Source organism: Polaribacter haliotis (assembly GCF_014784055.1).
Lineage (GTDB): Bacteria > Bacteroidota > Bacteroidia > Flavobacteriales > Flavobacteriaceae > Polaribacter > Polaribacter haliotis.
In genome coordinates, this window is the sequence record NZ_CP061813.1 from 1,227,974 (window position 1) to 1,239,364 (window position 11,391).

At 28.9% G+C, this 11,391-nt stretch carries 14 protein-coding genes; 3 read left to right on the forward strand and 11 right to left on the reverse strand.

Translation table 11 applies throughout. The features are described from left to right. The first annotated feature begins 1 nt into the window (after position 1). Genes H9I45_RS05090 through H9I45_RS05100 form a run of 3 tightly spaced genes read left to right on the forward strand, consistent with a single transcriptional unit; the run spans position 2 to position 812 of the window. Positions 2-424, forward strand: coding sequence for a DUF5675 family protein (locus H9I45_RS05090; RefSeq protein WP_088352980.1), 423 nt, complete (start codon positions 2-4; stop codon positions 422-424). Further along, a complete protein-coding gene (locus tag H9I45_RS05095; protein WP_088352981.1) occupies positions 402-620 on the forward strand; it encodes a hypothetical protein in 219 nt (72 codons plus the stop codon). The genes H9I45_RS05090 and H9I45_RS05095 overlap by 23 nt, the downstream gene beginning before the upstream one ends. A 3-nt stretch (positions 621-623) precedes the next feature. Continuing rightward, positions 624-812, forward strand: a complete 189-nt coding sequence (locus tag H9I45_RS05100) for a hypothetical protein (RefSeq protein WP_068704837.1) — start codon at positions 624-626, stop codon at positions 810-812. Between the two features lie 32 nt (positions 813-844). On the opposite strand, the gene H9I45_RS05105 is transcribed toward H9I45_RS05100, so the two are convergent. The 11 genes from H9I45_RS05105 to H9I45_RS05155 form a co-directional block, all read right to left on the reverse strand. After that, complete coding sequence (locus H9I45_RS05105; RefSeq protein WP_088352982.1) at positions 845-1,216, reverse strand: DUF2493 domain-containing protein; 372 nt, start codon at positions 1,214-1,216, stop codon at positions 845-847. Between the two features lie 11 nt (positions 1,217-1,227). Next, positions 1,228-1,632 carry a DUF6943 family protein gene (locus H9I45_RS05110; protein ID WP_088352983.1) on the reverse strand — a complete coding sequence of 135 codons (405 nt, stop codon included), beginning with the start codon at positions 1,630-1,632 and terminating at the stop codon, positions 1,228-1,230. Positions 1,633-2,827: 1,195 nt separating this feature from the next. Further along, entirely contained in the window at positions 2,828-4,420 is a 1,593-nt protein-coding gene (locus tag H9I45_RS05115; RefSeq protein ID WP_088352984.1) for an Eco57I restriction-modification methylase domain-containing protein, read from the reverse strand. Further along, the gene (locus H9I45_RS05120; RefSeq protein WP_088352985.1) at positions 4,417-5,034 is read right to left on the reverse strand and encodes an HNH endonuclease family protein; all 618 of its coding nucleotides are present in this window, start codon (positions 5,032-5,034) and stop codon (positions 4,417-4,419) included. Before H9I45_RS05120 ends, H9I45_RS05115 begins: the two co-directional genes overlap by 4 nt. Then, a complete protein-coding gene (locus H9I45_RS05125; RefSeq protein WP_088352986.1) occupies positions 5,034-5,693 on the reverse strand; it encodes a response regulator in 660 nt (219 codons plus the stop codon). The genes H9I45_RS05120 and H9I45_RS05125 overlap by 1 nt, the downstream gene beginning before the upstream one ends. Then, positions 5,686-8,037 carry a sensor histidine kinase gene (locus tag H9I45_RS05130; protein WP_088352987.1) on the reverse strand — a complete coding sequence of 784 codons (2,352 nt, stop codon included), beginning with the start codon at positions 8,035-8,037 and terminating at the stop codon, positions 5,686-5,688. The genes H9I45_RS05125 and H9I45_RS05130 overlap by 8 nt, the downstream gene beginning before the upstream one ends. Continuing rightward, positions 8,030-8,266: a helix-turn-helix transcriptional regulator gene (locus H9I45_RS05135; RefSeq protein WP_422897666.1), complete on the reverse strand. Its 237-nt coding sequence runs from the start codon at positions 8,264-8,266 to the stop codon at positions 8,030-8,032. The genes H9I45_RS05130 and H9I45_RS05135 overlap by 8 nt, the downstream gene beginning before the upstream one ends. 45 nt (positions 8,267-8,311) lie before the next feature. Then, positions 8,312-8,971 carry a P-loop NTPase family protein gene (locus H9I45_RS05140; RefSeq protein ID WP_088352989.1) on the reverse strand — a complete coding sequence of 220 codons (660 nt, stop codon included), beginning with the start codon at positions 8,969-8,971 and terminating at the stop codon, positions 8,312-8,314. A 48-nt stretch (positions 8,972-9,019) separates the two neighbouring features. Then, positions 9,020-9,706 carry a hypothetical protein gene (locus H9I45_RS05145; protein ID WP_088352990.1) on the reverse strand — a complete coding sequence of 229 codons (687 nt, stop codon included), beginning with the start codon at positions 9,704-9,706 and terminating at the stop codon, positions 9,020-9,022. Positions 9,707-9,950: 244 nt separating this feature from the next. Then, on the reverse strand, positions 9,951-10,229 hold the full coding sequence (locus H9I45_RS05150; RefSeq protein WP_088352991.1) for a helix-turn-helix domain-containing protein: 279 nt from the start codon (positions 10,227-10,229) through the stop codon (positions 9,951-9,953). 307 nt (positions 10,230-10,536) lie between these two features. Then, positions 10,537-11,382 (reverse strand): RteC domain-containing protein, encoded by an 846-nt coding sequence (locus H9I45_RS05155; RefSeq protein WP_088352992.1) that lies wholly within the window; start codon positions 11,380-11,382, stop codon positions 10,537-10,539. Between the last annotated feature and the right edge of the window lie 9 nt (positions 11,383-11,391).

An 11,391-nucleotide genomic window follows, 5' to 3' on the forward strand; every position in this document is an offset into this window, starting at 1 on the left:
AATGGAGTTAGTGCTTCAAAGAGCTTATTTTAAAGAGGGTACTAACGGTACTCTCTTTTCTTCTGATAATTTTCTTTGTCATACCATTGAGTTACCCTGGTTAAATAATAAGAGAAATGTTTCTTGTATTCCTGAAGGAGCCTATGAAGTTGTTCCTAGATTTTCGAAACGATTTCAACATCATTTGATTTTGAAAAATGTCAAAGGGAGAAGCTATATTTTATTTCATCCAGCAAATAATGCCTTAAAAGATTTACAAGGCTGTATTGCTCCTGTAACTTACTTAAATGGTATTGGTAGAGGTGTATATTCCAAGGATGCACTACAGAAACTATTATCATTAGTTTATCAAGCTAAAGACCGAAAAGAAAAAATAATATTAAAAATTAAATCACAGAATTATGAAAATTATAGAACGTTATAAAAAACCAACTCCGAAATTTTTTAGAGTATTAAGAAATATAGGCATTGCATTAGCTACTGCAGGAGGTGCTATTATTGCAGCTCCTGTTAGTATACCTGCTGCAATAATTACTGTGGCAACCTATATGACTGTTGCTGGAACTGTAGCTACAGCAGTTAGTCAAGCTGTTGTTTCTGACGAAAAAAAGGATGAATAAAATATGTTTCAGAACGATATTCAAATAAAGTCAGGTGTTGTTGGGGGAACATTACTTTCTACAGTTTTTACTATTAGTTTAGACGATATCCTTTTTACTGTTATTATGGCTGTTATTGGAGCAATTGTTAGTTTTTCTGTTTCTACATTATTAAAGTGGTTGTTTTTTAGAAAGCAAAAAAAGAATACCTAGTTTTAGTACTGGGTATTTTTTGTTTTCATTGACTAGATAGTCAGAATTTCGTTTTCAAAGAGAATTATTCTAGTTTTTAAATGTCTTTGTTTAGCAAGTTGAATTATGTTTTTTGTTCCTTTACTTTTTCCATCCCAAAAAGCAATTAATACGTCTGCATATATTGCCATTTGATTATTTCTTTTTGGACCAGCAACTTTTCCGTATTTTATCCAATCAGCCGGAAATTTTATGATTTTGATTTTTTTTTCGGATGCGTATTTCTCTCCTAATTTGTCTGCACCTTTGTAATGAGCTCCAGATACAATCTCGATATTTTTATAATCCTGGAGAAATTTATCACATTCTTGTTTTAATTTTTGATAGTTGTTGAAGTTTCTGCTCCCAGCTATAATTATTTTCATAGTTTCATTTGTTAAGATCTTAGTAAGGCTATTTTTAGTTTTGAAATAGTTGACAATTGTTGTTGTAAGTTTTCTTCGAAAGCAGTTATTTTTTTGAGTTTTTCAACTTTCAATTGCCATTGTTGTTCTTCATAGTTCTGCAGCGCAGTATTGATTACTTTTTTTACGTCTGAAATACCTATAAATGGAATGACAGAACCTTTTAAATAATACCCAAAGTATTGACCAACTTTTAAGGATAAACACAGGTAATACAAAGACTCTCTATTTGCTCTAGAAGTTGTGGAAATTACAAAGCAGTTTGGACAAGGTTTGTCTAATGGTTTTCCAGAATTTAATCCTTTATTCAAAATAAAAAAATGTGGGTTTGGGTAAGTTCGTCCAATTTTGTGGGTTTTGATTTCAAAAATTTGCATAAGTATCCATTTTTAGGTTTAGATTCTTTTGCTATTTTTTTTGCCCATAAAATTTTGGAAAGGAAAACAACAAAAAGAAAGCTGTTTCTAAATGGAGAGGATAGACTATCAAGGTTTTTGAAAAAAATACTACCAACTGCTGAATGTTGAATTTTAAGTATTAAGTTGTTAGTTGGTGGAGATTTTTTTCAAAACCCGAAGGGCTTGACCTTTATAGGCTAAAAGCGGAGGCTTTTAAATGACAAATTTTATACAATTACATTTTTTCTTGAATGAAACAGATGCTGAAAGTATTGCAACATTAAGGGAGCCATTTGTTTTGCTGTCTTTTTTTTGTTTTTCTTTTTATCCTTTACTTTTTATTATATCTAAAATGATAGATTTTATCTGGATTTTTTTGTGATTACTTAATGAAATGAAACAAACAAAGACTTGAGATAAGGAATGCTTGGACTTAGCGATGGTTTTGTGCAGTTGAATGAGGTAAGGAATTATAAAAAATTAAAAGACCTAGTGCGTGGGCAGAAGCGAGAATAAGTGTATTGTTTTTTATTTGTTTTGTTCCAATTTCCTTGATTGGTTTTGTTAAAAGTGAATGCTTTATATTTTTTTTTGCAAGACTTAATGTTGAGATTTTATACGTAATTTTAATAAAACACTATTTGCATTTGCTTTTAGTGAAACCAATATTAACTTCATTTTATAGCAAATAAAAAACAATAATCTTATTGGTTTTTTTTGATTTTATGGGTGCTTTATAATTGTAATATAAACTGAAATTATAATAGTTTTAGTAATGTTAATTTAAAATTACAAATAAGCACTTATAAAAACAATGCAACAATTACGGAATATTGTTAAAATAACTAAATTTTATTATTAATAAAGGATTTGCGAGATGGAAGAGCGGCTATTTTACATAATGGCGTTATAGACCAGAAAGTGAATGAATGTGTATATAACTGCGCATTATGTAAAGATAGCTTTGGGGAGTTTTGTGTTTTATGAAATAATAAAAACGTGTTGCTTTTTAGAGTTATGCAATGAGAGTGCGAATGAAATAAGCTTTAAAATGCAACTACCTATAGCGTTTTAAAACGCTAAACTTGAGTTGGTGCGCGGAATAAACTAAAAGACAGCCATTTTTTGCTTTTGCAACAAACTGGATTTTGGTTTGTGGGGAATTTTGAAAAGACTATTTACGATGTCTTTTGTTTACAAGCTTTTTCCTTATTAATTCAATTTTATTTATCTCTCTAGTGTCAAGATTTAGTGAATTATTTAAAATCTGATGATTGTACTTTTTTAAAACATCTTCAATGTTTTTCTTGTTTTTAAAATCTTTTTTATAGGTGGTAAAATTATTATGCAAAGACATTGGTATAGGTAGAATTCTAAATTCATTTGGAGTAAGCTCCAAAACACCACCACCATAATAACGACCTTCTAACTCAGCAAAAGCTAAAGTTAACGAATTATAAAAAGAGAATATAAAATCATTTAATTTAAAATCATCTTTTATAGCTATGTTATAAGCGCTATCAGTTACAAAAACATTGGCTTCATTCTTTAATAATTTAGGGTATTCGTGAGCTCTTTTAAAAAAGAAAGCTTGCGATTGTTTTGCAATATTTGGAACTTGATACCAGTTATTACGTTGTTTACATTTAAATCTATTTTGAAGTTTTTCTTCTTCACCTAATAATATATATTCTTTTACATTAGTTGGTAAATTACAAGTATCTAAATTGTTAAAATCTAATAAATATGCAGGTTTATTATCTTCTATTAATTTGGAATAATCATATTTATTAAAAGCTACAGAACCATTCACAAAAACTCCTTTTTGAACAATAGGTTTAGCATATTCTTCTAGTGCATATTTACCCAAGGTATCTTTATCAATTATAAAATAATTATTAGCAGCTGTAACAATACCAGCTTTATTATCTACATAGTCTGAAACAGTGAGTAATTCTTTTTTTACATTCTCTAAAAAAGAATGTTCTTCTGGAGTAATATAATGATGAGTCCATTTTTTGTTAGACTCAGATACTGAAATATTCTGCATCAATACAAAATTTCTAGTTTCTAAATCAATAAGATTTTTGATAGTTGTATAAAAAGTACCTGGAGTAATGTGTTGCTTATAACCTATAATAAGCACAGTGTCTTGACCTTTACATTCTTGAAACTGTAGCTCGTCAAACATAAAAACTTCTAAACGTTGAAAGCTTGATTGCAATAAATCTCTTATTTCTTCTGAAAACTTAACCTGCAGTAGTTCTAGAGGTAAGACAAATGCTAAAATACCGTCTTCTTCAAGTTTTTGAATACTACTAACTAAAAAAGCAGTCCAAATATTATTTATTCTCTTATCTTTTAAACCACTATTTGTATGAATTGAATTACATATATCTCTTTGTTTTTCTGAAAGTAAATTACTCTTTATATAAGGCGGATTACCAATAATAAGTGAAAATAAGTTAGTATTTGAATTGTGAAAATCTAAGTAATCACAATTGAATGAATGTAAATTAAACTCTTTATTACATTTTTTGATAGCTTTATTTAATTCATCAACCTCTCTTTCTACAATAGTTAATGATATATTTTGAAACCTTTCTATTTGATTATTTTTAGAAATAGCAGCAACAAAATTACCATCACCTACACTTGGTTCAAGTATAGAAATGGTATCTTGATTTAAGCTTTCAAGACAATAATCTGCAATGAAATCTGACAACCTAATTGGTGTATAATATGAGCCTAAATTTTTTTTATTCATTTCCTAATTTCTGCAAGTTTATATGGACGAATTTGACTACGTTTTTGTAAAGTTTTGTTTAATGCTAATATCCCAGATAAAGATTCTTTTAATAGATTTATATCGTCAATCTTTTCTTGAAGAAATTCAATTGCTTTAGAAACTTCTTCCTCTCTTTGTTTTAAAAATGATTCTCTTCTTTCATATAAGAGTTGTGGTCTATTTAAATATAATCTTTCTGTCATATATCGTGTACTAGCATAGATGCCACTAACTTTGTAATTTATTGGACTGACTGCAAATAAATCAGAATAATTATAAACTGAAGGATTGGGGTAACAAACTTTTTCTAAATCCTCTTCATCATTAGGCCAATCATAACTTTTAAACCTATTGCAAATAGGACAACTGTAAAATAAATTACAAATGTCATTTTCTAAAGCCTTAAATCGCTCAATTGATTTAGGTTTATAATGCTCAATATGATAATGGTCTATACCTCCAAATTGAGCCTCATTAATAGAGCAATAAATACATTGATAAAAGCATTCTTCTGCAATTTGTTCTTTCCAATCTGAATATGTTCCAACTGTTGGTTGTTTTTCTTTATCTTTTATAATCTTCTGCCAGTTCACTATTCTGTGATTTTTGATTCAATTTTTTTCTGTAATTCTTCTAAAAATTTGATTTGATTTTCATATTCGTCTAACCAATCTTTCCTTTCACCAAGACCACTATCTAAAGGCAGGTTAAGTTTTAATTGTAATGCACGTAGCCTAATTAAATCTTTTTTATCGTTCTTCCCAGATGCTACCAATTCTGATAGTTGTTGAAACTCTTCAAGTTCACTTGTATTCTCGTCTAGATACCTTTGTGAAGCCCTAATAAACCTATCTACATATCTTTCTCCTTCATCTGTAAATTCTTGTCGATCAATAATGTCTTCAAATTCACTAAACTTTTCTTGCAAATCTTCATCACTTTTGTTTGAAGTAATTACATAGATTGGAATATCTTTAAATTTGTTTCTGACAATGGTAACTAATTCGTTGCCTCTATATCCTACGGGACCAATATTATTCTCAGACTCATTATGCATTCTTTCGTCGAATATTAGACAACAAATGTCATTTTCTTGAATCCATTCAAAATATTCCGTAAAGTCTTCAGTATCAAAAGGGAAAATATCAACAACTTCTAAAGAAGAGTCCCTGTTTTCTAGGTGTGCTTCTAAAGCTAATTGTAAAGTTTCTCTTTGGTCTTTATTATCATCAATAATTCCTATCTTATTCATTCTTTTTTTCTAATGGTAGCCACACTTTAAAACGAGCCCCTTTTAATATTGGATCTTGATCAAAGGATATTTCCCCTTTCAAATCCCTAACAATTGAACTAACTACAGTTAAACCTAATCCTGTACCAATACTTTTACTACCTTTTGACGGATTAAGTTTAGTTGAAAATAAGGGTTCAAATACTCTATGACTGAATTCTTTTGAAACTCCTGGACCAGAATCTGAAACAGTTATCATATAACCTTCTAAATATGTTTTTTTTGATTTTTTCTTATCTTCGAAAGAAAGAGTGATTACTATTTTTCTTTCTCCAGGTTTTTGAGTAGCAGCAGTATAAGAATTAGTTAATAGATTAATTAGAATAGTTTCAATATCCATTTGATAAGTATTAGAAAACATATTCTTTAATATGGTGTTTATTGAAATAGAAGCTGCTGAAAATGCAGGTTTTAATTCAGTTACAACTGACTCTATTGTTCGTTTTATATTAGTGTTTTTTTTGTTTCTTTTTTCACGTTGAACTCTTGTTAATGCATATGCACCCCAAGCTGCTACTCTTTTAGAATAACGGATTGCTTTATCTAATTCAGAAACAGCCTTTTCAATATTTGGCTCTTTTCTATTTAATAATAATTTAGCTGTAGAAACAGACCCTTTAAATTGAGTTATTGAACCTTCTGTTTCGTGACCAAATACAGCTGATGATATACCAATTGTGGCTAAACCACTTAGAGTTCTATTCCAGTTAAGTAAATCTGTAATAGTTTTTTCAACTTTACTAGTTGTACGGCTTAAGTTTGTAATGTTCTTTTGAACTTTAACCTTTGTTTCATTGTCAATATCTTTACTTCCTTGAATATTTGAATTAATATCATCTAAATCTTGTTCTATATTAGACAAGGCTTTTATTAATTTATCTGTTTGAGTTTCTGTTGAAACTTTTTTGTTTAATGCTTTTGAACTTTTAATTTTAGGAATTAGTTTTGTTCTATATGATTCAAGCATATTGATTGAACCTAAAGTTAAACTTCTTAAATCATAAAAAGCCTCAGATTCTACTAACCCTTCTCTTGCTGCGCTATCTGCTAACGCAACATTAGAGTCTCTTGTAATGAAAACACCTCCTACCAATTGATTAGGTGTTACTCTATAATTTTCAGCTCTACTTAAACCTGCAGGGTCTTTTGCCTTTCTATCTGCTAATTCTAACCAATCATAACCAAATTGAGAGCTAGGAAAACCATAAGGTTTGACGACAATTTTATCTCTATAAACCTTGATTCCTGCATTATTATCTAAAAATTCTCTAAGAGAACTTAGATTAAAATCCATATCTCTAACAGATGCTGATTCTCTTAAAAAGAAATATAATTTTAGCGTGACTGGACCACATCTTAAAGAGTCTGATAACTCTTGCTTGTCATTAAAATTTGACTTTGAAATAAGATTTTGCCAATCTATTTTTTCAATTATTTCTTTTTTATTGTATTTATCCCAATAGGTATAAACTATTTCCGAACCTTTTCCATCATAATAAGCTTCGATTTCAATTTCTGCTGCATTTAAATAGTTAGTGTCTATTTTTTCAGAAATGGTTGGTTGGATATCATTAGTTAATGAAATACCAAAATCAACAACATCTTCAAATGGTGGAGTTAAAGCTGATAATTCTTGATATAGGTTTTCAATATTATTTTTACTCCAAGGTTGTCTTTGTTTAGAGATAAGAATTTCAGTTCCAGTTTTAGCAACCTCTCCTAATAACTTAGGTAAATTTATTGAGTCAGGTTTAAATAATTGTACTCTAATATCAGATATGTTTTTACCTTCAACATCGAAATCATCCCAATTTAATTTTATACCAGTAAGTTCAGAATCTTTTGATTTTGTTCTTATTTCTAGTTGAGAACCTAGTCTATCAGTTGAAATTCTTCCAATACCTTTTTCTCCAGTTTTTCTTCTTCCTAATTTGCTTTTTTTCTGCTGACGTTTCTCTGAAAAACCAATTCTTAACCAATTATTTTTCAACTCATCTTCGGTCATTCCGAAGCCATTATCAGCTACTCTTATCAAATCTGTTGTTATAGAGAATATTTCAATGTCTACATTTTTAGCATCTGCATCATAACTGTTCTTTACTAATTCTAGTAGCGCAGTTGAATGATCTTTAATACTATCTCTTCCTAAGTGTATTAGAGTTTTTGCATCAACAAAAAATCTTTGATGTTCTGGATCTAATTTAGCTAATTCATTAGAAAGAGATAAAATTTTACCAAAATCAGGAGGATTTTTAGATAGCAAAGCTGTAAGCTCTAATTTTACATTGTCAATTTTACTACTCATTAGTTTTCATTGAATTAATTAATTCTCTTACGTCCACATCTATAACATTAGCTATATCAATAAGGGTTTCTAAAGATGGTTGACTTTCATTAGTACACCAATTTGAAATGGTAGATTGACTTTTACCAAGTTCTTGAGCTAACCATTTATTCTTTTTATTTTTTTCAGCTAAAACTACTTTTTTACGATTTATAGTCATAGAAGTACAATTAATTAGTGTATTAGACAAATATATTGAGTTGAAACCGAATAGCAATGCAGGTTTATAATTCTTTTAAACTCTCTTATCAATACTTTCCTTTTCAAAAGCAACTAAATTAAATAATTCACGCATTCTTGAACGTACTCGAATACCATATCTATTTTCTAATTCCTGAGCGTTTAAGTTAGTCGTAGCGTGAGTTCTTAGTTTTCTTTTTAGGAATAAATCGTAACGTGATAAAAGGATTTCTCCCATTACATTGCAATCTTTACCAAAATGACGACCTGTAGTTTCTACTCCTAAATCATCAAAACAATAAAAGCCATTATTGCCATAATCTTCAATAATTTTATAACCATTTTTATTAAAACTGAACGTGATATTTCTTGCTGGGATTAGACTATGTTGATTTTGATGAGGTACTATGAATGGTAATAATTTCATTAAACTAGTTTTGCCACAACCTACTGGACCAGATAATAAAATTCCTTTATTAGGATCTATTTCTAATTTCTTACAAGTTTCGATATCACGAATAAAGTAAATACACAGTTTGTATAAAATTATTTCGTCTTCTGGGTAAATTTTAAAGTTTCTACCAAATAATAACTTCCCTTTTGCTTCTAAATAGATTAACATTTTTGGAAAATCGTATATTATTTGATTTCCTTTTTGATTTCCTATTTGGTACTGGACACTTCCTTCTTGAATTATGTGGGGTGTATTATTCATAGTTTTTGATAATGAGATTGCCACGTCGTAAACGCCTCGCAATGACATTTAGAGAGGTTCATTGTAATTTTTATTTTTACTTGTCTTTAGGTTGTCTTGATTTTGGCTAACTGGATTTTGGTTTTCTTTGTTTTTTATTTCTTCTGCTTTTATCATCCAATTTTTTGCTGTTGCTTGCCAATTGACAATTTTTGTTTTTCCGCCAACTTTCCATCCTATTCCTTGGTAATGGTTGAAGAATTTTTGAGCTTCAATTGTTGGCCATTTTTCTTTTTTAAAAAAATCAATTACTATTTTTTCATTTTTTGGCTGGTCAAGTTTAATACTGTTTTTATTGTTTCTATTAGTTTGTATATGTTTATTAATAGATACCAGTGCTTGTCCAGTACTTGTCTCATTTTTGGTACTGTTGTGTACCACAACTTGTCCAGAACTTGTCTCGAATTTGAACATCTTAATTTTACTCCCTTTGTAAGGATTGTGTGAAGGGTAGTAAATGATATATTTCCAATGACTTAAATCTTTTATGCATTTATGATATGTTGATTTTGAGCCAATTTTAGAAAAGCACATTACCTCTTCACGATTGATATAAAATTCTTCAGGAAATCGATTATTATTCCAGATTTGGAATAACCCTACATACAAGCTTATATGTGTTGGGTTTAAACGATTGTCTTTTGAAAATTGAAAGAGAACTCCTTTTAGGTGTTTTATGAAGTTTACGTTTTGCATAATTTATATCAATACTTTTTTGCTTGATCAAAAAGTATTCAAAAAATCAAGACTCACTTTCATTTTCTTTGAATTCTACTTTTTATTACACTTACGAATCCAGACCGTAAACTCTTTGGATTCACCAGTTCCATAAAAATTGAATTTCTACTAAAAATAAAATAGGTCGGATTTAGATTCTGACTATATATAATATATTCCTTTTTTTTATGATGAGATTGCTTCACTTTGTTCGCAATGACGTTTAGAACTTGTTGTGAATGCGATTTTCTTCTAGTACTTTTTGAATTTCTTCGTAGTCGTAATAAATAACACCACCAACTTTAGAATAGGGGAGTGTTCCATTGATTCTTAAATTTTGTAATGTACCTGGAGAAATACTTAACAAGTCTCTAACCTCTGGAGATTTTAACCATTTTTTAGGTGCGAAACCTGATTGATGGTTAATCATTGCTTTAATGTCTTCTAATAATTCTTCTTTGAACTCTCTTAAATCTTCTGTAGTAATAATAGTTGCTGCCATTTTCTAACAATTTTAGTAAAGAAGCTGTTGAATGCCCCCACATTCAAGCAGCTTCTTTTGGTTAATTTAGTTCACGATTTTTCTGTTATTATGTGAGTGTGAACCAACGATTTGACTTTCGTTAGGCAAATATGATATGATTTATTGAAGTTTATACACAAGTAAAACCCAACTTGGGTAATTTTATATCTACATTTTTAATACGTTGTATTGACATTGATTGCTATTCTCATTATTTTTTTTTGGTAACAAAAAAGTGCAAATTATATGTAAATAATTTGCACTTAAAAACACCCAACTTGGGTATTTATTCATCAGAATCTAACATCTTATTTTCTAAGGATTGTTTAAGTTTATCTATGAATTTGGTTTGATTAATTTTGCGTGAACGAATTTCTAAAAATGTCCTATAATAATCACCAAGGTCTATATTAAACATTTGCTCGCAAGCTGATGCCATTTCTTTAATATCTGCAGTACCACTATTTACGGAACCAGAACTATGAAGTGCATAGATAAGCTCTATTAAATCGGTTTTATTTCCAGTCCAAAAAAGTTTTGACTGCTTTTTAAATGCATTGAAATTGGTTTCCATACTATTATTGTTTTCAAGTTTATCTATTTCTCTTTTTAGATAGATGATTAACATATCATATGCCATAATAGTAGCCACAGTTGTATCGTGACTCGTAGAAAATTTATCATCTGTAAAAAATGATAATGAGTCTGGAAATAGCCTAATATCTGCTTTACCTCTCATAAAATATTCTTCATCTAAAAAAATGGCTCCTCTTCTGAAATAATGATAAAATTCTAGATTATCATTAAAATAGTTTTGAAGCCTATCTATGTGATTATTGAAGTATTTTACTTGAGATTTATTACTACTTCTTGGTCTTTTACTTTCTATACTAAATAATTTGACATAATATATTAATTTACTAAAAACATAAGGTTTAATGCTTTTGAAAAAACCAATCTCTTCGTTTTTCGGGATTAATTTTTTCCTTAAAAAAAGTATTCTTATTTGTTCTAATGCTCTTTTTGTTATTCTAATACTTTCTTCTGCTTTTTCTAATACTCCTTCTGTTTCTTTTTCTAAAAAATCTAAATTATAGTCTAATTCTTTAACAATTTTTTCAATCTTTTTCAATTTTTTTCA

Excerpts from the sequence above, each read along its gene's own strand:
- H9I45_RS05090 (WP_088352980.1), top strand. The coding sequence starts at position 2 with ATGGAGTTAGTGCTTCAAAGAGCTTATTTTAAAGAGGGTACTAACGGT.
- H9I45_RS05095 (WP_088352981.1), top strand. The coding sequence starts at position 402 with ATGAAAATTATAGAACGTTATAAAAAACCAACTCCGAAATTTTTTAGA.
- H9I45_RS05100 (WP_068704837.1), top strand. The coding sequence starts at position 624 with ATGTTTCAGAACGATATTCAAATAAAGTCAGGTGTTGTTGGGGGAACA.
- H9I45_RS05105 (WP_088352982.1), bottom strand. The coding sequence starts at position 1,216 with ATGAAAATAATTATAGCTGGGAGCAGAAACTTCAACAACTATCAAAAA.
- H9I45_RS05110 (WP_088352983.1), bottom strand. The coding sequence starts at position 1,632 with ATGCAAATTTTTGAAATCAAAACCCACAAAATTGGACGAACTTACCCA.
- H9I45_RS05115 (WP_088352984.1), bottom strand. The coding sequence starts at position 4,420 with ATGAATAAAAAAAATTTAGGCTCATATTATACACCAATTAGGTTGTCA.
- H9I45_RS05125 (WP_088352986.1), bottom strand. The coding sequence starts at position 5,693 with ATGAATAAGATAGGAATTATTGATGATAATAAAGACCAAAGAGAAACT.
- H9I45_RS05130 (WP_088352987.1), bottom strand. The coding sequence starts at position 8,037 with ATGAGTAGTAAAATTGACAATGTAAAATTAGAGCTTACAGCTTTGCTA.
- H9I45_RS05140 (WP_088352989.1), bottom strand. The coding sequence starts at position 8,971 with ATGAATAATACACCCCACATAATTCAAGAAGGAAGTGTCCAGTACCAA.
- H9I45_RS05145 (WP_088352990.1), bottom strand. The coding sequence starts at position 9,706 with ATGCAAAACGTAAACTTCATAAAACACCTAAAAGGAGTTCTCTTTCAA.
- H9I45_RS05150 (WP_088352991.1), bottom strand. The coding sequence starts at position 10,229 with ATGGCAGCAACTATTATTACTACAGAAGATTTAAGAGAGTTCAAAGAA.